Source organism: Castellaniella hirudinis (assembly GCF_042651965.1).
Taxonomy (GTDB): Bacteria; Pseudomonadota; Gammaproteobacteria; order Burkholderiales; family Burkholderiaceae_B; genus Castellaniella; species Castellaniella hirudinis.
The window spans coordinates 236,908-261,530 of sequence record NZ_JBHSDY010000010.1; the positions used below are offsets into that span (position 1 = coordinate 236,908).

General features: G+C 67.0%; 18 protein-coding genes. 8 read left to right on the plus strand and 10 right to left on the minus strand.

The genetic code is table 11. The features are described 5' to 3' along the window. Positions 1-138: 138 nt before the first annotated feature. A complete protein-coding gene (gene glnE, locus ACFO0J_RS14795; protein WP_376813853.1) occupies positions 139-2,892 on the minus strand; it encodes a bifunctional [glutamate--ammonia ligase]-adenylyl-L-tyrosine phosphorylase/[glutamate--ammonia-ligase] adenylyltransferase in 2,754 nt (917 codons plus the stop codon). Positions 2,893-2,936: 44 nt separating this feature from the next. Here glnE and ACFO0J_RS14800 point away from each other — a divergent pair, with 44 nt between their 5' ends. Further along, positions 2,937-6,548: a YhdP family protein gene (locus ACFO0J_RS14800; RefSeq protein ID WP_376813854.1), complete on the plus strand. Its 3,612-nt coding sequence runs from the start codon at positions 2,937-2,939 to the stop codon at positions 6,546-6,548. Between the two features lie 86 nt (positions 6,549-6,634). On the opposite strand, the gene gdhA is transcribed toward ACFO0J_RS14800, so the two are convergent. The 3 genes from gdhA to trxA form a co-directional block, all read right to left on the minus strand. Then, on the minus strand, positions 6,635-7,975 hold the full coding sequence (gene gdhA, locus ACFO0J_RS14805; RefSeq protein WP_376813855.1) for an NADP-specific glutamate dehydrogenase: 1,341 nt from the start codon (positions 7,973-7,975) through the stop codon (positions 6,635-6,637). Positions 7,976-7,994: 19 nt separating this feature from the next. Further along, on the minus strand, positions 7,995-9,251 hold the full coding sequence (gene rho / locus ACFO0J_RS14810; RefSeq protein WP_376813856.1) for a transcription termination factor Rho: 1,257 nt from the start codon (positions 9,249-9,251) through the stop codon (positions 7,995-7,997). 108 nt (positions 9,252-9,359) lie between these two features. Next, on the minus strand, positions 9,360-9,686 hold the full coding sequence (gene trxA, locus ACFO0J_RS14815; protein WP_376813857.1) for a thioredoxin TrxA: 327 nt from the start codon (positions 9,684-9,686) through the stop codon (positions 9,360-9,362). A gap of 141 nt (positions 9,687-9,827) precedes the next feature. Between trxA and ACFO0J_RS14820 the strand changes: the two genes are divergently transcribed. The 3 genes from ACFO0J_RS14820 to ACFO0J_RS14830 are packed head-to-tail and all read left to right on the plus strand — an operon-like array spanning position 9,828 to position 15,218. Next, positions 9,828-11,789, plus strand: coding sequence for a DNA topoisomerase IV subunit B (locus tag ACFO0J_RS14820; protein ID WP_465251289.1), 1,962 nt, complete (start codon positions 9,828-9,830; stop codon positions 11,787-11,789). Positions 11,790-11,798: 9 nt separating this feature from the next. Then, positions 11,799-14,111 carry a DNA topoisomerase IV subunit A gene (gene parC / locus ACFO0J_RS14825; protein WP_376813858.1) on the plus strand — a complete coding sequence of 771 codons (2,313 nt, stop codon included), beginning with the start codon at positions 11,799-11,801 and terminating at the stop codon, positions 14,109-14,111. A gap of 60 nt (positions 14,112-14,171) precedes the next feature. After that, a complete protein-coding gene (locus tag ACFO0J_RS14830) occupies positions 14,172-15,218 on the plus strand; it encodes a CDP-6-deoxy-delta-3,4-glucoseen reductase (protein WP_376813859.1) in 1,047 nt (348 codons plus the stop codon). Here ACFO0J_RS14830 and ACFO0J_RS14835 read toward each other — a convergent pair. From ACFO0J_RS14835 to ACFO0J_RS14860, 6 genes are all read right to left on the minus strand, one after another. Beyond that, the gene (locus tag ACFO0J_RS14835; protein WP_376814170.1) at positions 15,181-15,489 is read right to left on the minus strand and encodes an Ada metal-binding domain-containing protein; all 309 of its coding nucleotides are present in this window, start codon (positions 15,487-15,489) and stop codon (positions 15,181-15,183) included. The genes ACFO0J_RS14830 and ACFO0J_RS14835 overlap by 38 nt on opposite strands. Next, the gene (locus ACFO0J_RS14840; RefSeq protein ID WP_376813860.1) at positions 15,473-16,213 is read right to left on the minus strand and encodes a 2OG-Fe(II) oxygenase; all 741 of its coding nucleotides are present in this window, start codon (positions 16,211-16,213) and stop codon (positions 15,473-15,475) included. The genes ACFO0J_RS14835 and ACFO0J_RS14840 overlap by 17 nt, the downstream gene beginning before the upstream one ends. A gap of 14 nt (positions 16,214-16,227) precedes the next feature. Beyond that, positions 16,228-17,091 carry a bifunctional DNA-binding transcriptional regulator/O6-methylguanine-DNA methyltransferase Ada gene (gene ada / locus ACFO0J_RS14845; RefSeq protein ID WP_376813861.1) on the minus strand — a complete coding sequence of 288 codons (864 nt, stop codon included), beginning with the start codon at positions 17,089-17,091 and terminating at the stop codon, positions 16,228-16,230. Between the two features lie 99 nt (positions 17,092-17,190). Next, a complete protein-coding gene (gene alkB, locus ACFO0J_RS14850) occupies positions 17,191-17,835 on the minus strand; it encodes a DNA oxidative demethylase AlkB (RefSeq protein WP_376813862.1) in 645 nt (214 codons plus the stop codon). A gap of 2 nt (positions 17,836-17,837) precedes the next feature. Further along, positions 17,838-18,530: a 2OG-Fe(II) oxygenase gene (locus tag ACFO0J_RS14855; protein WP_376813863.1), complete on the minus strand. Its 693-nt coding sequence runs from the start codon at positions 18,528-18,530 to the stop codon at positions 17,838-17,840. A gap of 26 nt (positions 18,531-18,556) precedes the next feature. Further along, complete coding sequence (locus ACFO0J_RS14860; RefSeq protein ID WP_376813864.1) at positions 18,557-19,135, minus strand: methylated-DNA--[protein]-cysteine S-methyltransferase; 579 nt, start codon at positions 19,133-19,135, stop codon at positions 18,557-18,559. 271 nt (positions 19,136-19,406) lie between these two features. On the opposite strand from ACFO0J_RS14860, the gene ACFO0J_RS14865 reads away from it, so the two are divergent. The 4 genes from ACFO0J_RS14865 to ACFO0J_RS14880 all read left to right on the plus strand — a co-directional run bounded on the left by ACFO0J_RS14865 (position 19,407) and on the right by ACFO0J_RS14880 (position 24,623). Further along, positions 19,407-20,660 (plus strand): D-amino acid dehydrogenase, encoded by a 1,254-nt coding sequence (locus tag ACFO0J_RS14865; protein ID WP_376813865.1) that lies wholly within the window; start codon positions 19,407-19,409, stop codon positions 20,658-20,660. A gap of 6 nt (positions 20,661-20,666) precedes the next feature. Beyond that, entirely contained in the window at positions 20,667-21,980 is a 1,314-nt protein-coding gene (locus tag ACFO0J_RS14870; protein WP_376813866.1) for an extracellular solute-binding protein, read from the plus strand. A gap of 169 nt (positions 21,981-22,149) precedes the next feature. Further along, positions 22,150-23,028: a TrbG/VirB9 family P-type conjugative transfer protein gene (locus ACFO0J_RS14875; protein ID WP_376813867.1), complete on the plus strand. Its 879-nt coding sequence runs from the start codon at positions 22,150-22,152 to the stop codon at positions 23,026-23,028. Then, positions 23,025-24,623 (plus strand): hypothetical protein, encoded by a 1,599-nt coding sequence (locus ACFO0J_RS14880; protein ID WP_376813868.1) that lies wholly within the window; start codon positions 23,025-23,027, stop codon positions 24,621-24,623. Before ACFO0J_RS14875 ends, ACFO0J_RS14880 begins: the two co-directional genes overlap by 4 nt.

Below are 24,623 nucleotides of genomic sequence, written 5' to 3' on the forward strand. Positions count from 1 at the left end.
ATCGTCGCGTCCACTCCCCGGGGTGCTGTTGGAGCTCACTTCCACCTTTTCGGCGAAGCCGCCAAAATGCGACCTGCGCCCCGGGGAGTGGACGCGACGATGAGCTTCATCCGAATGAGCCCTTCCAGCTAAGAAAAACTACGAACCCAACACCACTCCCCACAATTCCTTCACCGCCCGCCGCTCCAGCGCAAACTCCGTCTGGGGCACCCGCGCCTTGTCCGCCCCCTGCAGCCGCAAGGTATGCTGGCGCCGGCGGAACACCCGGTACGCATCCGCCGCCTCGGCCGCCAGCGCCCCCGGAATCAGCCCGGCCCGCGCCGCCAGCCCCAGCAACGCGATATTCCCCAGGTTCCCCAACAGTTCCGGGTGCGCGCCGGATTGGCTGAGCACCAGAAACTGCGTGATGAACTCGATGTCCACCATCCCGCCCCGGTCGTGCTTCAGATCGAAGTCGCCGCTGCGGTTGGGGTGCCCCTGCGAAATCTTCTCGCGCATCGCCCGCACCTCGCGGCCCAGGGCCTCCGGGTCGCGCGGCAGCAGCAGAATGCGCTCGCGGATGTCTTCGAAACGCGCGCCGATGGCCGTGTCGCCCGCCACGAAGCGCGCCCGGGTCAGCGCCTGGTGCTCCCAGGGCCAGGCCTGCGTCAACTGATAGTGCTCGAACGCGTCGATCGGCAGGGCCAGCAGTCCTGCGTCACCGTCAGGACGCAGGCGCAGGTCGATCTCGTACAGCCGGCCCGACGAGGTCAGGGTGGACAACCAGGATGCCACCCGGCGCCCCAGCTTGGCGTAGCGCTCGCCGGCTTCCTGGTCCGGATCGTCGTACAGAAAGACCAGGTCCAGGTCCGAGGCGTAGCCGATCTCCTTGCCGCCCAGCTTGCCGTAGGCAATGATGGCAAAGCGCGGTTCGCCCGGATCGGCGCGGCGTTCGCGCGGCAGCACCTGGGGCCAGACCCGGTGGATGGCTTCGGCCAGCATCAGATCGGCCAGGGCCGACAGGTGATCGGCCAGCCCTTCGACGCTGATGACGTTTTCCAGATCCTGGGCCAGCAGTTGAAAGGTGATCTGGTGCTGGACGTCGCGCATCAGGTTCATCTGCTGCTCGACGTCGGGCTGCCCGTCGGGCAGCAGGCAGGCGTCCAGATCGCTGCGCAATTGTTCGGCCAGGGCCGGGAAGTCGGGCGCCTGCATCAGGCTGCGCCATTCGATCAGGCTGTCCAGCAGCAGCGGATAGCGGGTCAGGTATTCCGAGGCCCAGGGACTGGCCTGGACGATGCGCGCCACGCGGGCCAGGGTTTCCGGGTATTCGGCCAGCAGCGCCAGATAGGCGCTGCGCTGGGCGATGTGCTCCACCAGATTCAACAGCCGTTGCAGCGCGACCAGCGGATCCTCCGTGCGGGCCGCCGCCTGGGTCAGGCCCGGCAGCAGGGCCTGCAGGCGTTGCAGGCTGGCGCGGGGCAGGCTGCGGATCCGATGGCTGTCGAGCAGGGTGTCGATGCGGGCCTGCATGGCATCGGCCTGGTCGTCCGACAGCGGCGCGGCGGGTGTGTCAGTCGTGTGCGGAGCCTCCGGCTCTTGCGTCTCGCCGCCCATGCCGGCGATGCGGAAGGCATCGCGAAAGCAGTGCGCGACGCAGGCGCGGTGCCGGTCCAGCTCGGACAGGAATGCGGCCGTGTCGGCATGGCCCATCGCCCGGGCCAGGGCGTCCATGCCTTCGTCCGTGCGGGGCAGCAGGTGGGTCTGCTCGTCTTCGCGGTATTGCAGCATGTGCTCGACTCGCCGCAGATAGGTGTAGGCGGCTTCCAGGCCGGCGGCCTCGGTCTCGTCCAGGATGCCGGCGCGGCGCTGCTTGTGCAGGGCGGCCAGCAGATTGCGCTGCTGCAGAGAAGGCTGGCGGCCCGCCCGGATCAACTGGTTCAACTGGATGACGAATTCGATCTCGCGGATGCCGCCTTCACCCAGCTTGATGTTGTGGCGGGTGTCCAGACCCTTGCGCGCCTGGGCGCGGCGCTGCCAGTCCATGCGGATGCGCTCGCGCAGGCCGCGCAGGGCCGACAGCGCATCGAAGTCGAAATACTTGCGGTACACAAAGGGCCGCCGCAGGGACTCGACATCGCGCGCTTGCGCGGCGAAGGCGGCCTCGTCGAAGAGGGGGCAGGGGATCAGCCGCGCCTTGAGCCAGGCATAGCGCTCCCATTCCCGGCCCTGGACCACCAGATAGTTCTCCAGCGCGGCCAGGCTCCAGGCCAGCGGCCCGCTGTCGCCGTCCGGGCGCAGGCGCAGGTCGGTGCGAAACACGTAGCCGTCGGCGTCGGGCTCCGACAGGATCGGCATCATCAGCCGGCAGACCTTGCCGTAGAACTCGTGGTTGCTGATGCGCCGTCGGCCGTCGGTCTCGCCCTCTTCGTCGTAGAGCATGATCAGGTCGATGTCGGACGAGACGTTCAATTCCTTGCCGCCCAGCTTGCCCATGCCCAGAATCAGCATGTCCTGGGGCGCGCCGGTGTCGGCGCGGCGGGGAACGCCGTGGGTCTCCATCAGCGCGTGCATGGCGCAGGCATAGGCCTCGCCCACCGCCAGGTCGGCCAGTTGGGACATGGCCGCCACGACTTCGTGCAGCGGCGCTAGCCCGGCGACGTCGCGCACCGTCAGCGTGGCAAAGACCCGCGCGCGCAATTGCCGCAGGGCGCGCCGCAGTTCCGCCTGGGGAATCGGTCGAGCGGCCTCGGGGCCGAGTAGTTCCGCGTACCAGTCGCTCAGGGTTTTGCGGGAGACGGGCTGAGCGGCATCGACCGCCAGGCGCGGTTCCTGGTCGGGGCGGGCCGTCAAATAGCGTCGCAGGGCGCCGGACCATTGCAGGGCGGGCTTGAATATAATGGTCTCGGACATGGGGACTGCTGGTAAAAAATCCCTAACATACTGCAAAAGGTGGCATGCGCCAATTCATTTCACGCCATGGTTCCACCTGGGGCCGCCGGCTTCTCGTGGTCGCCGTCGGCCTGTACTTCTGCCTCGGGACCGCCTTGCTGGCCCTGCGGTATGCCGTGCTGCCGCAGATCGACGCCTGGCGCCCTCGTATTGCCGCGCAACTGACCCATGTGCTGGGCGCGCCAGTCGAACTGGGCCCCATCCAGGTGCGCTGGCACGGCTGGAATCCCGAATTCGACGTACAAGACGTGCGTCTGCACTCGGCGGACGGCCGTGATCTGCTGACCATCCCCGATGCGCGCGCCCGGCTGGATTGGCGCGCCATCCTGCCGGGCCATCAGGGGTTGCTGGACCTGCGGGTCCGGGGCATGGACCTGACGCTGGACCGCTTGCCGGACGGCCGCCTTTCTCTGCTGGGCCAGATTCTCGATCTCACGGGCGACACGCCCGAGTTCGAGGATGCGCCCGCAGTGCGCTGGCTGCTGGCCCAGCCCCGGATTGCTTTTCACGATACGACGCTGCGCTGGGTGGACCAGGCGCGCGCCGCGCCCGAGTTGCGCCTGGAAGGCGTCGAGGCCGTGCTGGCCCGCGACGGCGACACGCTGGGCGTCTCGTTGAGCGCCTGGGTGCCGGACGCCGCCGACGCCCGGCTGGATCTGCGCGCGCGGCTGGCCCATTCCGGGCAGTTGGCGCGGGGGCGCCTGCCCGGGGACTGGCAGGCCTGGCTGCGGGTGGGTCCGGTCCGGTCCAAGGTCTGGCGCGCCTGGGTGGACGTGCCCGAGGCGCTGCTGCAAGGAGGCGCGCAGACCCAGGCCTGGGTGCGGACGCGGGACGGTCAGCCTCGCCTGACGGTGCTGCTGGAGACCGAGGCCGCCCGTTGGGCGCAGGATGACGGCCTGGCGCTGGAGGTGCCCCGGGCCGCTGTCTGGGCCGAAGGCGCGCTGGACCAATGGCAAGCCCTGGAACACGGCGGTCCGATGCCTGAGGGTCTGGCCTTCCAGGTCCGGATCCAGGGCGCGCGCGGCACGGTGCCCGACGTGTTCGCCCAGCCCCTGTCTCTGGGCTTTGTAGAAGCCCGGGGCCGGCTGCGGCATGCCGCAGCCTGGGCCCTGACACTGGATGATCTGGACTGGCACAACCCCGACATCGCCTTGCGGGGCGCGGGGACCTGGCAATCCGGGGGGGCGGCCGGTCAGGCCGATTTCCAGGGCACGATCGCCCGCGCCCGTCTGGACGCGATCCATCGCTACCTGCCGCTCGAAGTCAATCCGGACGCCCGGGACTGGTTGGCGGGCGGCCTGCAGGCGGGCGATATCGTGGATGCCCGCTGGCGGCTGCAGGGCGACCTGGCCGAGTTCCCCTACGGCGCGCAGCCGCAGGCGGGTGATTTCCGCATCCAGGGGGGCTTTCGCGGCGCGCGCATCGAGTTCGTGCCGGGGGCCGGGCCGAAGGATGCCTGGCCCTTGCTGGAGGATGTCACGGGCACGGCCGACATGCATCGCACCGACCTGCGGCTGACCGCCCCCACGGCGCGGATGCGCCCCGCATCCGGTCAGGAGATCGCCTTGTCGGGGCTGAGGGCCCGGATTCCGGACCTGGAAAACAACTCCACCCTGCACGTTTCGGGCCAGACCGCGGCGCCCGGCCAGGCGTATATGGCCTTGATCCAGCATTCGCCGCTGGCTGATCTGCTGGACGGCATTTTCGACGAAGCGCGCGCCGGTGGCGCCTGGTCGGTCCCTTTGTCCCTGACCATCCCCCTGCTGCACAGCGAGGACACCCAGGTCCAGGGGCGCGTGGATCTGCAGCAGGGCAGCCTGCAGTTTCTGCCGCATGCGCCGGCCTTTCAGGCCATTGACGGGCAACTGCATTTCAGTGAGCAGGGCGTGCGCATTGCCCAGCCCCTCAACGCCCGACTGCTCGGGGGGAACGTGAAGGTCGGCGGCAGCCTGGGCGGGGCCCAGGATACCGGCCTGGATTTTCAGGGCCGGATCGGCGCCCGGGCGCTGGCCGATTTCGTGGGTGTGCCGGGGATGCAGCGGATCACGGGCGCGCTGGACTATCGGGCCTCTTTGCGGATGCAGGGGCGCAGCACGACCTTCGTCCTGGATTCGGATACCCGGGGCTTGGTGCTGGATTTTCCCGCGCCGCTGGCCAAACCTGCCGAACAGCCGCGGTCCCTGCACGTGCAGTGGACGGACGCTGATCCCACGTCGGACCGGCTGGACGCGCAGTATGGCAGCGACCTGCGCCTGGCCCTGCGGCATGACCGCAAGACGCGCAGCGGACCGTATTTTCAGAGCGCCGGCGTCGGGGCAGGCCGTGCCGCCGCGGCCGACGCGGACGGCCTGCAGGTCGAGGTCGCCTATCCGCTGTTCGATCTGGATTTGTGGAACCGCATCGTCGACGAGTTTTCCATCCCCCGGCGCGGCACCGGCGCGCGCAAGCCGGCCACGCGGCCGCTGTGGCCGGATCTGAGTCTGCTGAGCGTCCAGGCCGACCAGTTGCGGATGACGGGCACGCGCCTGGATCAGGCGGTGTTGCGGGTGTCGCGTACGCCTGAGGAGCAGTGGTCGATGAACCTGCGTTCGGAGCAGACCACCGGCACACTGAAATGGCAGGAGCGCGATGGGCGGGTGATGGGCCGCATGTCGGCGCGCTTTGCCCGCCTGAGCCTGGGCGATGATCCGCGCGACGGCCACTCGCTGCTGCCCGAGGCCGCGCCCAACGAGGATGATTCGTTCGACGATGACCTGGAAATCCCGGGCATCGTGTTGCAGGCCGATGAATTGCGCTTGTACGGGCATCCGGTGGGCGCCTTGTCCCTGGAGGGGGTGCGCGATGGCGCCCGCCACATATGGGAACTGAATAATCTGCGCCTGGGGGACGAGGACGCCCGCTTGCGCGGGTCAGGCACCTGGCGCCTGCGCGGGCCGGACCGCGGGCTGGATCTGACCGCCTCGGTCCAGGCGGGCGATCTGGGCGCCTGGATGGAGCGGGCCGGCTGGAAGGATGTGCTGTCGGGCGGCGAGGGCACGCTGAAAGGCCGATTCCACTGGCGCAACCTGCCCTGGACGCGTGAAAAGGCGGATCTGAGCGGCTCGCTGCAGATCGAGCTGGACAAGGGGCGCTTCCAGAAGCTGGGTTCGCACACGGCCAAACTGCTGGAATTCCTGTCGCTGCAGTCCATCACCCGCCTGACGAAGCTGGATCGCGGCCTGGCCGGCCTGCCCAAGGACGGTTTCCCTTTTGACCAGTTGCGCGGCGCGCTGGACATGGATCGGGGCAAAGTGACGGTCCGTGACTACAAGGTGATCGGGCCGGTGGGCACCATTCTGCTCGAAGGCAGTTCCGACATCGTCAACGAGACGCTGGACCTGCAGGCCGTCATCGTGCCCAATCTGGACGTCAGCGGCGCGGCGCTGGCGGCCGGCATTGCCATCAATCCGCTGATCGGCCTGGGCGCCTTCGTCACCCAGTGGGTGCTGAAAGCGCCGCTGGCCCGCAGCATGACGGTGCGCTACCACATCACGGGCTCGTGGGACGACCCCAAGATTCAGGATGTGCCGGTCAGCGCGGGACATGAGACGCCGCCTGATACGGCGGCAGTCAAATGATGTGATCGCCATCCGCATCGCCTGACGTGAAAAAAGCTCCCGAGGGAGCTTTTTTCACGGGTGGGGAAGTGCCATCCGATGGGTCATCAGCACACCCCCTGGGCCAGCATGGCGTCGGCCACTTTGACGAAGCCGGCGATGTTGGCGCCGTTCAGGTAGTTGACGGCCTTGTCCTGGCTGCCGTAACGCACGCAGTTTTCATGGATGTCGCGCATGATGGCATGCAGCTTGGCGTCGACTTCTTCGCGAGTCCAGTGCAGGCGCTGGGCGTTCTGGCTCATTTCCAGGCCGGACACGGCCACGCCGCCGGCGTTGCTGGCCTTGCCGGGGGCGTACAGCACGCCGGCCGAGATGAAGGCCCCGATGGCTTCGATGCTGGAGGGCATGTTGGCGCCTTCGGCCACGCAGCGCACGCCGTTGGCGATCAGGGTGCGGGCGTCTTCGATTTCCAGTTCGTTTTGCGTGGCGCAGGGCAGAGCCACGTCCACGGGCACGTGCCAGGGGCGCTTGCCGACTTCATAGGTCAGGCCGAACTGCTTGGCGTATTCCTCGACGCGACCGCGCTTTTCGTTCTTCAGCTCGATCAGGGCCGCCAGCTTTTGGGGCGTGAAGCCCGCCGGGTCCACCACGCAGCCGTGGGAGTCGGACACCGTGATGACCTTGGCGCCCAGTTGCATGCACTTTTCGATGGTGTATTGCGCCACATTGCCCGAGCCGGAGACCGAGACCGTGTAGCCTTCGAGCGACTGGCCGGCGTGCTTGAGCATTTCTTCCGCGAAATAGACCGTGCCGTAGCCCGTGGCTTCGGGGCGGATCAGGCTGCCGCCAAAGGCCAGGCCCTTGCCGGTGAACACGCAGGCGCTCTGGTTGGACAACTTCTTCATCATGCCGGCCATGAAACCGACTTCGCGGGCGCCCACGCCGATGTCGCCGGCCGGCACGTCCGTGTCAGGCCCCAGGTGGCGGTGCAGTTCGATCATCAGGGCTTGGCAGAAACGCATGACTTCAGCGTCGGACTTGCCCTTGGGGTCGAAGTCGGAACCGCCCTTGCCGCCGCCCATGGGCAGCGTGGTCAGTGCGTTCTTGAAGGTCTGCTCGAAGGCCAGGAATTTCAGGATGGAGAGGTTCACCGAGGGGTGGAACCGCATGCCGCCTTTGTAGGGGCCGATGGCCGAGCTGTGCTGGATGCGAAAGCCGCGATTGACCTGGGTCTGGCCGGCGTCGTCCATCCAGCTGATGCGGAACTGCAGGGCGCGTTCCGGTTCGACGAGGCGTTCGAGCAGCGCCTGGCTGGCGTAGCGCGGGTTCTGCTGGATGAAGGGCCACAAGCTGTGCATGACTTCTTTCACAGCTTGCATGAATTCGGGTTGGTGCGGGTCCCGGGCCTGAATCCGGGTGAGGAACTGATCGACGGAAGATAGGGTCATCAAAGGTGCTCGCTTAGGCTTATTTCTTCATCATGTCAAAAAATTCGGCGTTGTTCTTGGTGGCCCGGATTTTGTCCAGGATGAATTCCATTGCATCGACGTCATCCATGTCGTGGATGAACTTTCGCAGGACCCAGATCTTCTGTAGAAGTTCGGGCTTGATCAGGAGCTCTTCGCGACGCGTGCCGGATTTGTTCAGGTTGATGGCCGGGTAGATGCGTTTCTCGGCCAATCGGCGCTCCAAGTGCACTTCGGAGTTGCCGGTGCCCTTGAATTCTTCGTAGATCACCTCGTCCATGCGGCTGCCGGTTTCGATCAGGGCCGTGCCGATGATCGTCAGGGAACCGCCTTCTTCCAGGTTGCGCGCGGCGCCGAAGAAGCGCTTGGGGCGCTGCAGGGCGTTGGCGTCCACGCCGCCGGTCAGGACCTTGCCCGAGGCCGGCACCACGGTGTTGTAGGCGCGCGCCAGGCGGGTGATGGAGTCCAGCAGGATGACCACGTCTTTTTTCAGTTCGACCAGGCGCTTGGCCTTTTCGATGACCATTTCGGCGACCTGGACGTGGCGCGTGGCCGGCTCGTCGAAGGTGGAGGCCACGACTTCGCCGCGCACGGTGCGCTGCATTTCGGTGACTTCTTCGGGGCGTTCGTCCACCAGCAGCACGATCATCACCGCGTCGGGATAGTTGGTGGTGATGGCATGCGCGATGTGCTGCATGATCACGGTCTTGCCGGACTTCGGGCTGGCGACCACCAGCGCGCGCTGGCCCTTGCCGATCGGCGCGAAGATGTCCAGGATGCGCCCGGTGACGTTTTCCTTGCTCTTGATGTCGCGTTCCAGCACCAGCGGGTCGTCGGGGTGCAGCGGCGTCAGGTTCTCGAACATGATCCGGTGCTTGATGGCTTCCGGCGCGACGTCGTTGACCTTGTCGACCTTGACCAGCGCGAAGTAGCGTTCGCCGTCCTTCGGGACGCGGACCTCGCCCTCGATGGAGTCGCCCGTGTGCAGGTTGAAGCGCCGGATCTGCGAGGGCGAGATGTAGATGTCGTCGGTGCTGGCCAGATAGGACGTGTCCGGCGAGCGCAGGAAGCCGAAGCCGTCGGGCAGCACTTCCAGGACCCCGTCACCGAAGATCTGTTCTCCCTGCTTGGCCCGCCGTTTCATGATCGCAAACATCAGTTCCTGTTTGCGCAGCCGATTGGCGTTTTCGATCTCGAGACCGGCGGCCATTTCGAGCAGTTGCGAAACGTGCAGCGCTTTGAGTTCGTTCAGGTGCATGGGGAAGAGAGGGAAAGGGAAGGAAAGTGAGGATCGCTGGATGGTCGGCGAACCCGGGATCGGGCTCGCGCGCGGAATCGAATCAACGAAGCGGGCGGATGGAAAAGATCAGAGAGCTTCGTCGAGGAAAGCCTGAAGCTGGGTACGGGACAGGGCGCCGACCTTGGTGGCGGCGACCTGGCCGTTTTTGAACAGCATCAGGGTGGGGATGCCGCGAATACCGTATTTGGCTGCGCTATCGGGGTTTTCGTCGACGTTCAGCTTGGCGATGGTGACGCGGCCCTGAAACTGGGAGGCGGCCTCATCGAGCAAGGGGGCGACCATTTTACAGGGGCCGCACCATTCGGCCCAGTAGTCAACCAGAACAGGCAGATCGGATTGGAGCACGTCGCCCTGAAAGGACGCGTCGCTGACGTGCTTGATGATGTCACTCATGTCGTGTGCGAGGATAAGAGAAGACGGCGGACCGGAAAGAAATCACCCCGAGGAAGGGCGCGTCGGTCCAATGAGGATAAGCATACCATTAATTCTCCGTAAAATAGGCCTCTTTTGAATCACACAGATGGACGGAAAACATTGAGCAACGCACGCTACGATGAATCGTCGATTCGCGTCCTCAAGGGACTGGAGCCTGTACGCCAGCGCCCCGGGATGTATACGCGCACCGATAATCCGCTGCACATCATCCAGGAAGTCATCGACAACGCGGCCGACGAGGCCCTGGCCGGACAGGCCCGCAACATCGGGGTGACGCTGCACGCCGACGGCAGCCTGACGGTCGAGGACGACGGCCGCGGCATCCCGGTGGGCGAGCACCCCGAGGAGCACGCGCCCGTGGTCGAGCTGGTCTTCACCCGCCTGCACGCGGGGGGCAAGTTCAGCAAGGCCGATGGCGGCGCCTATGCCTTTTCGGGCGGCCTGCACGGGGTGGGGGTGTCGGTCACCAATGCCCTGTCCACGCGGCTGGAGGTCACCGTCTGGCGCGACGGCGGCGAATGGCGCATCGTCTTTGCCGACGGCAACGTGATCGAACCGCTGGCCCAGGTGGGCAGCGTCGGCAAGCGGCGTTCCGGCACCCGGGTGCGGGCCTGGCCGGATGCGCGCTATTTCGATCATGCCCAGGTGCCTTTGGGTGAACTGGAACACGCGCTGCGCAGCAAGGCGGTGCTGCTGCCGGGCACGCGGGTGACGCTGGCGCTGGAAAAGAGCGGCCAGCGGCGCGAATGGCATTACGAGTCCGGCCTGCGCGGCTATCTGGACGAGGCCCTGGGCGGTGCGCCGACGCTGGCGCCGCTGTTCGAGGGCGCCCAGTACGCGGACCCGGATGATGAGCAGTTCTCGCCGGGCGAGGGCGCCCAGTGGGTCGTGGCCTGGACGGAAGAAGGCCCCGTGGTGCGTGAATCCTACGTCAATCTGATTTCCACGACGGCCGGCGGCACCCACGAATCGGGCCTGCGCGAGGGCCTGTTCAACGCCGTCAAATCGTTTGCGGAATTGCACAATCTGCTGCCCAAGGGCATCCGGCTGCTGCCCGAAGACGTGTACGCGCGCGCCAGCTTCATTTTGTCGGCCAAGATCCTGGATCCGCAGTTCCAGGGCCAGATCAAGGAACGTCTGAACAGCCGCGACGCGGTGCGCCTGGTGGGCGGATTCCTGCGCAATGCGCTGGAACTGTGGCTGCATGCCAACGTGGAGTTCGGCAAAAAGATCGCCGAGCTGGCCATCGGCCAGGCGCAGGCCCGTTCGCGCGCCGCGCGCAAGGTCGAAAAGCGCAAGGGTTCGGGCGTGGCGGTGCTGCCGGGCAAACTCACCGATTGCGAATCGACGGACGTGAACCGCACCGAGGTCTTTCTGGTCGAGGGCGATTCGGCGGGCGGTTCGGCCAAGATGGGCCGCGACAAGGAATTCCAGGCCATCCTGCCGCTGCGCGGCAAGATCCTGAACGCCTGGGAGGTCGAGCGCGACCGGCTGTTTGCCAACCAGGAAATCCATGACATCTCCGTGGCCATCGGCGTCGATCCGCATGGTCCCGGCCAGGAACCCGACCTGTCGGGCCTGCGCTACGGCCGCATCTGCATCCTGTCGGATGCGGACGTGGACGGCGCGCACATCCAGGTGCTGCTGCTGACCCTGTTCCTGCGCCACTTCCCGCGCCTGATCGAGACCGGCCACGTCTACATCGCCCGTCCGCCGCTGTTCCGCGTGGACGTGCCGGCGGCCGGCAAGCGTCCGGCGCGCAAGCTCTACTGCCTGGATCAGGCGGAACTGGATTCGGTGCTGGACAAGCTGCGCGGCGAAGGCCTGCGCGAGGGCGGCTGGCGCATCAGCCGCTTCAAGGGCCTGGGCGAGATGAATGCCGAACAACTCTGGGACACGACGCTGAACCCGGACACCCGCCGTCTGGCGCAGGTGCGCCACGGCGACGAGGGCCTGACGGCCTCGGCGCGCATGTTCGACATGCTGATGGCGCGCGGCGAAGCCGCCCAGCGGCGCGGCTGGTTGGAAGAAAAGGGCAATCTGGCCGACGTGGATGTGTAAAGGACTGGAATGGATTTGAATCAGACTGAATTGCCGGACGGCGGGGATGACGACGGCCTGGTGCTGGCGCGCTACGCCGAGCAGGCCTATCTGGACTACGCCGTGTCGGTGGTGCGCGGTCGCGCGCTGCCGGAGGTGTCCGACGGCCAGAAACCGGTGCAGCGCCGCATTTTGTACGCCATGGACGCCATGGGCCTGGGGCCGCAGGCCCGGCCGGTGAAATCCGCCCGCGTGGTCGGTGACGTGCTGGGCAAATACCACCCGCACGGCGACCAGGCGGCCTACGACGCCATGGTGCGGATGGCGCAGGATTTCGCGCTGCGCTATCCCTTGATCGACGGGCAGGGCAACTTCGGTTCGCGCGACGGCGACAATGCCGCCGCCATGCGCTACACCGAGGCCCGCCTGACGCCGTTCTCCCGCTTGCTGCTGGACGAACTGGACGAAGGCACGGTCGATTTCACGCCCAACTATGACGGCAGCCAGGAAGAGCCCGTGTGCCTGCCGGCGCGCCTGCCCATCATGCTGCTGAACGGCGCTTCGGGCATCGCGGTGGGCATGGCCACGGAAATCCCCTCGCATAATCTGCGCGAGGTCGCGCGTGCCTGCGTGGCCCTGCTGCGCAAGCCGGCCTTGTCCGACGAGGACTTGTTCGCCCTGGTGCCGGGACCGGATTTCCCCGGCGGCGGCCAGATCATCACGCCGGCCGAGGACATCGCCCAGATCTACGCCGGCGGCCGGGGCAGCCTGAAAGCCCGCGCGCGCTGGCATTTCGAGGACATGGCGCGCGGCCAGTGGCAACTGGTGGTCACCGAACTGCCGCCCGGCGCCTCGGCGCAGAAAATCCTGGAAACCATCGAGGACCTGACCAATCCCAAGCCGCGCGCCGGCAAGAAATCCCTGTCGGCCGAACAGCAGCAGACCAAGGCGCTGGTGCTGAACATGCTGGACTCGGTGCGTGACGAATCCGGCAAGCAGGATCCCGTGCGGCTGGTGTTCGAGCCCAAGACCAGCCGCATCGACCGCGACGAGTTCGTCAACATGCTGCTGGTCCGGACCGGGCTGGAAGGCAATGTGTCGATCAATCTGGTGTGCATCGACACCGACGGGCGGCCCGGCCAGCGCAGCCTGCGCCAGGTCCTGGCGTCCTGGCTGGATTTCCGCGCGCAGACGGTCACGCGGCGCACCCGCCATCGCCTGGACAAGGTGCTGGACCGCATCCACATCCTGGAAGGCCGCAGCATCGTCTACCTGAACGTGGACGAGGTCATCCGCACCATCCGCGAGGCGGACGAGCCCCGCGCGGCGCTGATGGAACGCTTCCGCCTCAGCGAGCGCCAGGCCGACGACATCCTGGAAATGCGCCTGCGCCAACTGGCCCGGCTGGAGGGCATCCGCATCGAACAGGAGCTGGAGAAAAAGCGCGAAGAGCAAGTGGCGCTGCAAGAACTGCTGGACGATCCTGCGGCGTTCAAGCGCCTGATGATCCGCGAGATCGAGGCCGACGCCAAGCAGTACGGCGACGACCGCCGCACCCTGATCGAAACCGCCGAGCGCGCCGTCCTGGAAACCCAGGTGGTGGACGAGCCGGTCACGGTGGTGGTGTCCCAGAAGGGCTGGCTGCGCGCCCGCCAGGGCCATGGCCACGATGCGACGCAGTTCGGTTTCAAGACCGGCGATGCCCTGTATGACGCTATCGAATGCCGCAGCACGCAAGAGCTCATGGCCCTGTCCAATACCGGCCGGTCCTACAGCATCGCGGTGTCCAGCCTGCCGTCGGCGCGCGGCGACGGGCAGCCGGTGACCTCGATGATCAGTCTGGAGGCGGGCAGCCGCATCGTCCACATGCTGGCGGGCGCGACCGATCGGCGCATCCTGCTGGGCGTGGCCTCCGGCTTCGGCTTCCTGGCGCGGATCGGCGATCTGTCCACCCGGCAGAACGCGGGCAAGCAGTTCATCACCCTGGACAAGGGCGACACGCTGCTCAAGCCGCTGCTCCTGCGCGCGGACGACACGGCCGTGGCGTTCCTCAGCCGCAAGGGCAAGTTCCTGGTGGTGGCGCTCGATGAACTGAAGACCCTGGCCAGCGGCGGGCGCGGCACCATCCTGATGGGGCTGGACGAAGGCGACCGCATCGAACAATGGGCCGGCGTGGGGGCGGCGGGCGTGGTGCTGCGCGGCGTCTACCGGGCGCGTGATACCGAACTGGTGCTGACGCCCGAGGAACTGGCTCAGTACACCGGCCGGCGGGCGCGCAAGGGCCGCCTGCTGGACGTCAAGATCAAGCAGCCCAGTCTGTGGCCGGGCGCGGAGGAGTCCTGAGATCCGCCCCGTGCCCGGACTAGAATAGGGTTCCTGCACTATGTTGATGGAAGTCACGTCATGAGTTTCAAGGTCACGGTGCTGCCGGCGGGTCGGGAATTCCCGGCCGAGCCGGGGCAGACGGTCCTGGAGGCCGCCCTGGCGGCCGGCATCGTCCTGCCTTATAGCTGCCGCAACGGCACCTGTTCCACCTGCGAGGGCCGGGTGGTTTCGGGCGACTACGACGCCGGGCCGGCGCCGGCGCGCATTCTGGATGCCGACCGACTGGCCCAGGGGCATACCCTGTTGTGCCAGGCGCGGCCGTCCTCGGATCTGGTGATCGAGGCCCGCGAAGTCCGCATGGCCGATGACATCGTGGTGCGCAAGATGCCCGTGCGGGTGCTGTCGCTGGAGCCTTTGGCATCCGACGTGATGGAAATCACCCTGCAATTGCCCTCGGCGGAGGCCTTCCGTTTCCAGCCCGGGCAGTATCTGGAGTTCATCCTCAAGGACGGCAGCCGGCGCAGCTATTCCATGGCCTGCAGCCAGGCCGACGATCATCAGGTGCGCCTGCACGTGCGCCACATGCCGGGCGGGCTGTTCACCAGCCGGGTCTTCGGCGCAGGCGCCGAGCCGATCAAACCGCGCGAGATCCTGCGCATCGAGGGGCCGCTGGGCTCGTTCTTTCTGGACCCCGACGATACGCGGCCGATCATCTTCCTGGCCAGCGGTACGGGTTTCGCCCCCATCCAGGCCATGATCGAAGGCATGCTGGCCCGGGGCGATACACGTCCGGCGACGCTGTACTGGGGCGGGCGCCGCCCCGCCGACCTGTATCGACAGGATCTGGCGCTGGGGTGGCAGGACAGCCTGCCGGGCTTCCGCTTCGTGCCGGTCCTGTCCGAGGCCGAACCCGCCGATGGCTGGACGGGACGCGCCGGCTGGGTCCACCAGGCCGTCATGGACGACCTGCCCGACCTGTCCGGCCACCAGGTCTATGCGTGCGGCGCCCCCGTCATGGTCGAGGCCGCTCGCCGCGATTTTGTGGGGCGGTGCGGGCTGTCGCCGGATGCCTTCCATGCCGATGCGTTCACTTCGGCGGCGGACCGGATCGGGGCGGAGGCGTAAATTTTTTCCAGGCCGCGTACTCCCGCGGCATGCACACAGCACACGGCCGGTAACCGGCGGCGATGGCCGCGGCCTCATCGGCAAAGAACACGCGGTGTTTCACATAGCCGCCGCGCGCAATCGCCTGCAGTGCGGCGCGGCAATCGAGCCGGCCGTACCGCTTGCCGCCGCGATGGCCGCCAAGCGTGCCCGGCACGGGGCTGATGCAAGGCCTGCCATCCGGCCCGATCAGCCTGAATGTGCCCGATGAAGTCTTACCCGATGCCGTCATGAGCGGCCCCCGGTCCATTTCGCGGCGCGTCATGAAACGACAATTCCAGGCCGATGCGTTCGCCCTGTCGCACGCGGCTGACGGCATGCTTGAGGTTGACCCGGTAATAGCCCCTGGCGCCCTTGAAAGGCCGTTCCGCCGTGGCGATCACCGCCAAATCGCCCAGCTTGAGCGGCAACACCACGGGGCGCGACTGCATGCGCGGGCGCTGCTCCGTCATCACGAACTCGCCTCCCTGAAAATCAACGCCCGGCTCGGACAGTACGGCGACGATCTGCGTGGGAAACACCTGCTCGCCGTCATTGCGCTGGTGCAGCGCCAGGTGATCGTCCTCGATCAAGCGGTTCAGATGAGACTGCGCCCGCGTCTGGCCTGCCTCGCGGTTGCATTGCAGAAATGCCTCGAATGCTGCCGGATAGCGGTGACCGACGCCCAGGGTTTCGTTCCAGCGATTGGCGATGACGACCAGGCGACGGTAGAGCGCGGCGCGCCACCGTGCCAGCGGCGCGGGTAAGCCGGCATCGAAGTAGAACAACTCACCGCGCCCGAGGCCGCTGGAGGCCAAGGTCGCTCGGTGGAGGCCGATGGCCGAGACTTGCCGCGCCAGGTCCCGCGCTTCATCGCGGCCCAACAGGCCGGGCAGCACGGCGTAGCCTTCGACATCCATCTGCCGGCCGATGTCCGCCCAGTCCAGGTGGTCAAGCCGTGTCTCGAATGCGCTCATGCAGCGCCTCTCCCTCAAGCCAGGGCTTCGCGGCGCAGCAGTTCGCGCTTGCGATCCACACCCCAGCGGTAGCCGGCCAGATCGCCGTCGCGCCGCACGACGCGGTGGCAGGGAATGGCCACGGCAATGTGGTTCGTGGCGCATGCCTGGGCCACGGCGCGCACGGCCTTGGGCGAACCGATGCGTTCAGCGATTTCCGAATAGCTCACGGTGGCGCCCGGCGGGATCTCGCGCAGCGCACGCCAGACGCGTTCCTGGAAGGCCGTGCCCTGCACGTCCAGCGGCAGGTGCAGGCCCACCGAAGGCGCTTCGATGAAACCGACTACCTGGGCAATCAACTGCTCGAACGCGTCGTCGCACCCGATGAGCTCGGCCTTGGGGAATTGGTCCTGCAGATCGCGCACCAGCTTGTCAGGATCGTCGCCCAGCAGGATGGCGCAGATGCCGCGCTGGCTCTGGGCCGCCAGGATGGCGCCGAGCGAGCATTGGCCTACCGCGAAGCGAATGACCGCCCCGGCGCCGCCCGCCCGATAGTCCCGCGCGCGCATGCCCAGCAACTGGTCGGAGGCTTCGTAGAACCGGCTGTTGGAATTGAAGCCGCTGTCGTAGATGGCATGGGTAATGGACGCATCCGGACTGCCCAGTTCCGCGCGCAGCCTGCGGGCGCGCCAAGCTGCGCCGTAGGCCCTGGGCGTCAGGCCGGTTTCGGCCTTGAACAGACGGTGGAAGTGGAACGGGCTCATGCCCACCCCGGCAGCCAACTCGTCCAGCGACGGCGGTGTCTCGGCGGCCTCGATCAAGCGGCAGGCGCGCGCCACCAGGGCGGCACGCTCGGTGGCTGTGCGAGTCCGGCTGGCGGCGGCAGTGGTCGTCTTCATGGCGGAAATCCTATCCTCATCAATCATAGAGCCAGAATAGGCAAGACCTCGATCGCAAGCACTCCGATTCTTGCGGTCGATACGCTTGAATCCTCGCCATCACCCCGCCTTGCGGAACGTGAAATTGATGCGCCGGCTGCCCAACAGCGCATGCGGTTCATCCTTGAGCGGCATCACGCCGTGGTAACGCATGCGATCCACGCCGCCCCACACCACTACATCGCCGTGCAGCAGCGGCACCTTGACCGTGGGGTCGGTGCGTTTGTGACCGCCGAACAGAAACACGGCGCGCATGCCCAGTGAGACCGAGACGATGGGCGCGTCGTAATCCCGCTCGTTCTTGTCCTGGTGCAGCGACATCCGGCTGCCCGGCAGATAGCGATTGACCAGACAGGCATCGGGCTCGAAGGCGTCGAAACCCGCCGCCGTGGCCGCTTCGCGCGCCAAACGCGCAAACACCGCCGGCATGCCTGGCCAGGGTTGGCCGGTGTCGGGATCGGTCGAGGTGTAGCGATAGCCGCTGCGGTCGGTCGTCCAGCCCAACGCGCCGCAATTCGTCAGCGCCACCGACATGGTGAAGCCGCCGGGCGTCACCATGTGCCGGAAGGGTGACTGGGCCTCGATGGCGGCAAGCGCGGGCATCACTTCGCGCACATAGGGCAATGCGAAGCCTCGCAACACCATCGCCGCAGCGCCCAGGCGCTGGTCCGGCGCTGCGGCCTCGAAAAGTGCCAGCGTTTCCATGCTCACCTCGCGTCGTGAAAAATCAGGCCGACCGTATGGCGATGGCCGCTGAGAATGCGACTGACGCCGTGCCGCATGGCGACCTTGCGGCGTCCGCGCCGCCCCATCGCAGGCCGCTGATTGACGGTGAATACCACCGCATCGCCTTGACGCAGCGCCACGACGTCCGCGCGCTGCCCCCTGGCCGACGATTCCGTCATGACGAACTCCCCGCCGGTGAAATCCCGGCCGGGCTTTGACAGCAAGATGGCGACTTGCAAGGGAAAGACGAGTTCGCCGTACAGGTCCTGGTGCAAACAGTTGTAGTCATCCTTGCCATACTGAAGGATGAGCGGTGTGGGGCGAGTTTGACCCGCTTGGCGGCACCGCTGCAAAAAGGAATCCAACGCGTCAGGATACTGTATGTCGATCCCCAGTTGCCGGTTCCAGCGATTGGCAATGGGCGCAAGCCGGGGATACAGCGCGTGGCGCAGCCGGTCGAGCAGCGGCGGCAGCGGGTACGCGAAATACTTGTATTCACCTCGCCCGAAACCGTGGCGGGCCATGACGATCCGCGAGCGGTAGCCTTTTTCTTGGGCGTAGAGCGCCGCGAGGGCGCCGCACTGCGCGTCGGTCAGGAGAGCGGGCAGCACGGCATTTCCATGCGCATCGAGCGAACGCCCGATGCGCTCCCAGTCGCAGGCCTGCGACGGCACGGCAGGATCATGGTTCGCCGCAGGTTTCACAGGAGCGCCCCCACGGTGCCGGCCGCCTCGTCGGCCAGCAGCGCGCGCTTGCGATCCACGCCCCAGCGGTAGCCGGAGATCGAGCCATCGCTGCGCACCACGCGGTGGCAGGGAATGGCAATGGCCAACACATTGGCCGCGCACGCTCCTGCCACGGCACGGACGGCTTCCGGCACACCAAGGTCACGCGCCACCTCGCTATAGCTGCGGGTCTTGCCGACCGGGATGCCGCACAGCGCTTGCCAGACCTTTTGCTCGAACGCCGTGCCGCCGATGTCGAGATCGACTACGCCCTCGGCTGTGTCCTTGTCGATGAAGGCGACGACCTGATGGAGTTCGTGCTCCAGCGCCGCCTGGTCCGCCAGCAACTCGATACCCGGAAACGCGGCGGCGAGTTGCCTGCCCAACGCCTGCGCCTCTTCCCCCAGGAAGATCGCGCAAATACCGCTTTGGCTGCGGCCGACAATCACCTTGCCCAGCACCGTCCGGCCGACGGCAAACCGGACGGGGCCCTCGACTTGGCTGCCCGGGGCGCGAAAGGTGTACTTGAACATGGAAACGGAACGGGTCTTCATGATGACGGCTCTCTGAAATGAATGAGTGAGATCAGTCTAGAAGGCCGCGCGCTGCCAGAAACTCCGCTTTTTGCGGTCGAGCTTTTCTTCTGATCACGACGTGCTGACACCGGCGCCGCCCGATCACCAGGCGATGTGCGGATTTTCGGACTGCGCGCCTCCAAAAACCTTTGGCTTGAAAAGGCGCATTTCGCAACATGCTGGTGTACTCTTGCACAGTACGCCGGATCGGGTTTTGGAAAGTGTCGGCGGGTGATGAAGTTACTTTTAAATGAAAGTTGCCGTTTTCGGCGCGGGCATCATCGGGGTGTCCAGCGCTTGGTGGCTGGCGCGGGCCGGCCACGAAGTCGAAGTCATCGAGCGCCGTCCGGGCGCGGCGCTGGAAACCAGCCGGGCCAATGGCGGCCAGATTTCCGTCTGCTACGCCGAGCCCTGGGCCAGCGCGCATACGCTGCGCAAGGTCATGCGCTGGATCGGGCGGGCCGACGCGCCCTTGCGTGTGTCGCCGCGCCTGGAGCCCCGGCAATGGCTATGGTGCGCGCGCTTCCTGAATGAATGCCGCACGCCGCGGTTCGCGGCGAATCTGCGCGCCATGGTGACCCTGGCGAAGTACAGCCGCGCCACGCTGCGCGAGCTGCGCACGGATCTGGGTATCGAGTACGACCATCTGGAACGCGGCATCCTGGCTTTTTACCGTGATCCGCGCGAGTTCGAGCACGCCCAGGCCAGTGCCGCGCAGATGCGCGAACTGGGGGTGGACCGGCGTATCGTGGACGCGGCCGAGGTGCTGCGCATCGAACCTGCGCTGGCGGCGGCCCGGGACCCGATCGTCGGCGGCGACTTCACGGCGGATGACGAGTCCGGCGACGTGCACCTGTTCACGCGCGCCCTGGCCGAGCGGGCGCGGGACGCGGGCGTGAGTTTCCGCTACAGCACCCGGGTGAACCGGCTGGTGCCTGTGGACGGCCGGATTTCGGTGGCCGAACTGATCGAGCCCGACGGCACCTTCCGGCCGCTGCAGGCCGACGCCTACGTGCTGGCCCTGGGCAGCTTCACCCCCGCATTGGCGGCGCCGCTGGGCCTGTCTTGTCCGGTCTGGCCGGCCAAAGGCTACTCCGCAACCTTCCGTCTGCTGGATCCGGACGCGGCGCCCGTGGTCAGCCTGGTCGACCAGGAATCCAAGATCGTGTTTTCGCGCCTGGGCGACCGCCTGCGCATGGCCGGGACGGCCGAGATCGGCGGCTATTCCCGCGCGCTGGATACCGGCCGTTGCAATCAGTTGGTCGAGCAGGCCCGCGCCCTGTTCCCAAGCGCCCTCGATTTTGCTAACGTTCTGTTCTGGTCCGGCCTACGGCCCACGACGCCTTCCAACGTCCCCCTCATCGGCCGTACACGGATACGCAATCTTTACCTGAACACGGGTCATGGCAGCCTCGGTTGGACCATGGGGGCGGGTTCGGGCAGAGTGCTGGCTGATCTGGTGTCCAGCCGGACGCCGGATATCGACTTTCCTTTTTTGGATTGACTCATCATGAATTTTCCTTTCGGCTCCGGCATGTTGCGCCCGGGGATGCGCGCTGTCTGGATGCTGGCGGCCGCCGTGGCGGCCACGCCCGCGTGGGCAGCGACCGAAGTGCCGGTCTGGCACACCCTCAAAGGCCACAATGCCGAAGCTTTTCAGGACCTGATCAAGGCCTATAACCGCAGCCAATCCGACATCAAGGTCGTGGCGCGCGCCTTCGATACGCCCGAGGCGCTCGATCAGGCATTGAGTGCCGCTGCCAAGTCCAAGGAGCTGCCCGCTCTGGCGCAGATCGGCGACAGCCACACCCTGGAAGACATCTCCCAGCGCAGCTACGTGCAGCCGTTCCACGTGCTGCAGAAGGCCTCCGGGCTGAAGAACACGCGCTGGTTCGTTTCGTCGGACAACGCGTTCGTTCACGATGCCAAGGGCCAGTTGATGGCCTTCCCGTACATGCTGGAAATCCCCGTCATGTACTACAACCAGGACGCCTTCAAAAAGGCCGGCCTGGTGCCCCCCCAGCCGCAACGCACCTGGATGGATCTGCAGGGCCAGCTCGTGACCATGGCCAACAACGGCTCGCGCAAGTGCCCGCTGACCTCCGACCTGCCGGTGTCGATCAATCTGGAAAACCTGGCGGCGGTCAATAACCAGCTCTACGCCAGCGCCGACAACGGCCTGAAGGCCAAGGGCCTGCCCAGCTTCTCTTTCGATTCCACCTATGTGCGTCACCTGGCCCTGATGGTCACCTGGGTGCGTTCCGAGATCATGGTGCGCCCGGACGTCGGCATGCATTCCGCCGAACGTTTCGCCAAGGGCGAATGCGCCGTGATGATGTCCAGTTCCGGCCACATCGGTGAATTCAGCGACCAGCGCAAGCTGAACTATGCGGTGTCCGGTCTGCCGTACTACCCCGAAGTCACGCGCAAGCCCGGCAATCCCTTCGTCAGCGGCGCCGGCCTGTGGGTCATGAAGACTTCCAAGCCCGTCACCGACGCCACGGCCGCCTTCCTGGGCTGGCTGTCGCAGCCCGAGCAGGCCGCGCGCTGGTATCAGCAGACCGGCTTCCTGCCGTTGACCCAGGCCGCCTTCGATGCCACCCCTGCCAGTTATTACGCCAAATTGGGCCAATGGCGCGATCTGGTGGCGGTCTACAGCGGCAAGGCCGCCTTGACGGCCCAGGGTTTCCGCATCAATAACTATCCGGCCATCCGCACGCGCTTCCAGCAGATCCTGGATTCCGCGCTCAGCGGCCAGCAGCCTGCGGTCACCGCCCTGAATACGGCTTCGGCCGAGGCCAACAAGCTGGTGCGCCAGCGCTGATTCCTGCCTCCGCCTGACCCCATCCGCCCCCGGGCGCCCGCCGATTTCACGGTGCGGCCCCCGGGGGCGGACCTTTTCATCCATTCGTATATCCCAGTCTGGCGGCCCGCGCCGGGCCGCGCCACCATGGGCACCGTGATTCACGACCAGGGTGTCGCGGGGGAGAAACATGATCAGGATATTGGGTGCGGGGCTGTTGCTGGCGGGATTGGGGGGGTGTGCGGCCCCGGCGGACGGCGCCTGGTGGCGCGACCTGGCGGGGCTGTCGCCGGCGCCCGGCGGCTACCGCTTCGATTGGCGCATCGCGGGTGATCCGGCGCTGGCGCCTTTGCAGGTGTTCGACGATGGACGCGAGACCTGGCTGCAGTATCCCGCCGATCAGCCGGCGCCCGCCGTGTTCGAACGCACCGCGCGGGGCGACCGGCTGCTGCGGCCCCGGCGGGATCGGGACTACCTGATCCTGCGCGGCGTGCCCGAACGCATCGTGCTGCGCGGCGGTTTGTCGCAGGCCGAGGCCTGGCGCGAGACCGGAACGCCGGCAACGCCGCAGGCATCGACCTTGCCGATGGCGCACCTGCCGATGCCCGTGCCGCATCCCCGGCCGCTGCCGCCGCCGCCTCCGCCTGAGCCGCCCGTTCCGGCGGCGCCGCTTGCGCCTTCCCCAGGAGGCGTTTCCGGCCAGTCCGCCGCCGCCGTGCCCGTTGCCCGGACTGCGACTGCGGCGGTCACTCAGGCTCCGGCCAGGGGGCACACCGTGTCCTTCGAGGTCACGCCGGCCGACGGCAACGTCCGCCGGGCCTTGGGGCGCTGGGCGCAGGCGGCGGGTTGGACCTTCGAGCCGGAACACTGGGACGTCGATGCCGACATTCCTCTGGCGGGCTCTGCCGTTTTTGGAGATTCTTTCCGCACGGCCGTGCGCGGTCTGCTGTCCGCCACCGAACTCGGGGATCGGCCGGTCCAACCTTGCTTCTATGCCAATCGAGTGCTGCGCGTCGTGCCCTTGGCGCAGCGTTGCGACCGGACCCGGATCCCCGGGATGGCGTCATGAGGTCCCGCTGCCGGGTGGGGCTGGCGATCCTGTCTCTGTGCCTGGGGCTGTCCGGCTGCGCCTTTTCCGAACGCCTGCGCCGGGCGGCGGACGAGTTCCGGCAGGCGGACGGCACTGCGGCCCGGGAGCATGGGCGCTTCTCCCGGGCCGCGACCGATGCCGCCGCGCGCCGCGCTGCCCAGGACATCGCCCAGCCCTGGATCGCCGGCAAGGCGCAACCGCTGGCCCGTGAGCTGACGCTGCCTGCGCCCTTGCGCGCCCGTGTGCGCACGACGCTGCTGTTCGCCGACGGCACCGATGACCTGCGCCGGATCGCGCGGCGCATTGCCGCCGTCACCGGCATCCCGGTCCATGTGCGTCCCGACGCACTGCTGCCGTCCGCGCTCTTTCTGCCGCGCCTGGCGAACGGCGCGGGGCAGGGCATGTTGAGCGCCGAGCCGCCCGAGCCTTTCGATCTGGCGGCCGGCCCGGCGCCGCTGCCGCTCATTCTGGATCGTCTGTGCGCGCACCTGGGGGTGCGCTGGCGCTACGAACGGGACCGCATCGAATTCTTCCGTACCGACACGCGGGTCTTCGATGTCCAGGCCTTGACGCTGGACTCACGTGTCCAGGCTTCGCTGGGACAGGGGCGGGACGCGGCCGACGGCGGTTTCGTCAGCACCTCCGGCACCCGCTTGAGCGGCGGCGACCAGGACGTGATGAAGACCGTCCGCGCCCGGATCGAGCCATTCCTGTCCCGGGCCGGGGTGCTTTCGGCCGAATCCGGCGCCGGGACGTCCGTCGTGGTCACCGATACGCCTGACGTCCTGGACCGCATTGCCCAGTATCTGGAGCGGGAAAACCGCGCCTTGACGCGGCGCGTGCGCCTGGTGTTCGAAGAGTTGACCGTGGCTTTCAGCGAACAGGCCCAGGCCGGCATCGACTGGAATCTGATCTTTTCCGGCGCGCGCCTGGCCGCCGGACTGGCGGTGCCGGCGCTGTCCGGCGCCACGGGCGGACAACTGGGGGTGAATATTGTCCAGGGATCTTTCTCCGGCAGCGAAGCCGTCATTCGCGCCCTGGGCGAGTCCGTCCAGCTGGTGCGGCGCAGCAGCGTGCCCATCCTGGGATTGAACCGGCGGCCGGTCTCGCACGCGGTCCGCACGACGTTCTCGTACATCGACCGGATCGAAACCACGCCTGTCTCCGGCGCCACGGGTCTGGCCGTGCCGGCCGTGTCCGTCAACCAGAAGGCCGAGACCGTCGGGTCCTTGCTGACCCTGGTGCCGGACGCTCAGGAAGACGGGCGGATCCTGCTCTCGCTGGCCTATGACAATACCGTCGCCCAGCCGCTCAAGACGGTCACTTTCGGGGACAAGGACCATCCCCTGCAATTGCAGCAGTTGACCATCGAGGGCAACGGCACGGTGCAGCAACTGGCCCTGCAACCGGGGCAGCCGTTGGTGGTGTCGGGGTTTGAGCGGCAAACGGCCGAATCCGCCGAGCGCCGCTTGAATCCCGGCGTGCCTGCGGTGTTCGGCGGCGGCAATCAGCTCAACACCCAGCGGTTGACCACGGTGCTGATCATCACCGCTCAGGTCGAGGAGGGGCTCTGA

Excerpts from the sequence above, each read along its gene's own strand:
- alkB (WP_376813862.1), bottom strand. The coding sequence starts at position 17,835 with ATGGAAACGCTGGCACTTTTCGAGGCCGCAGCGCCGGACCAGCGCCTG.
- ACFO0J_RS14840 (WP_376813860.1), bottom strand. The coding sequence starts at position 16,213 with ATGAGCGCATTCGAGACACGGCTTGACCACCTGGACTGGGCGGACATC.
- ACFO0J_RS14870 (WP_376813866.1), top strand. The coding sequence starts at position 20,667 with ATGAATTTTCCTTTCGGCTCCGGCATGTTGCGCCCGGGGATGCGCGCT.
- ACFO0J_RS14875 (WP_376813867.1), top strand. The coding sequence starts at position 22,150 with ATGATCAGGATATTGGGTGCGGGGCTGTTGCTGGCGGGATTGGGGGGG.
- trxA (WP_376813857.1), bottom strand. The coding sequence starts at position 9,686 with ATGAGTGACATCATCAAGCACGTCAGCGACGCGTCCTTTCAGGGCGAC.
- ACFO0J_RS14800 (WP_376813854.1), top strand. The coding sequence starts at position 2,937 with ATGCGCCAATTCATTTCACGCCATGGTTCCACCTGGGGCCGCCGGCTT.
- ACFO0J_RS14865 (WP_376813865.1), top strand. The coding sequence starts at position 19,407 with ATGAAAGTTGCCGTTTTCGGCGCGGGCATCATCGGGGTGTCCAGCGCT.
- gdhA (WP_376813855.1), bottom strand. The coding sequence starts at position 7,975 with ATGACCCTATCTTCCGTCGATCAGTTCCTCACCCGGATTCAGGCCCGG.
- ACFO0J_RS14860 (WP_376813864.1), bottom strand. The coding sequence starts at position 19,135 with ATGAAGACCCGTTCCGTTTCCATGTTCAAGTACACCTTTCGCGCCCCG.
- ada (WP_376813861.1), bottom strand. The coding sequence starts at position 17,091 with ATGAAGACGACCACTGCCGCCGCCAGCCGGACTCGCACAGCCACCGAG.
- glnE (WP_376813853.1), bottom strand. The coding sequence starts at position 2,892 with ATGTCCGAGACCATTATATTCAAGCCCGCCCTGCAATGGTCCGGCGCC.
- ACFO0J_RS14880 (WP_376813868.1), top strand. The coding sequence starts at position 23,025 with ATGAGGTCCCGCTGCCGGGTGGGGCTGGCGATCCTGTCTCTGTGCCTG.
- ACFO0J_RS14830 (WP_376813859.1), top strand. The coding sequence starts at position 14,172 with ATGAGTTTCAAGGTCACGGTGCTGCCGGCGGGTCGGGAATTCCCGGCC.
- rho (WP_376813856.1), bottom strand. The coding sequence starts at position 9,251 with ATGCACCTGAACGAACTCAAAGCGCTGCACGTTTCGCAACTGCTCGAA.
- parC (WP_376813858.1), top strand. The coding sequence starts at position 11,799 with ATGGATTTGAATCAGACTGAATTGCCGGACGGCGGGGATGACGACGGC.
- ACFO0J_RS14835 (WP_376814170.1), bottom strand. The coding sequence starts at position 15,489 with ATGACGGCATCGGGTAAGACTTCATCGGGCACATTCAGGCTGATCGGG.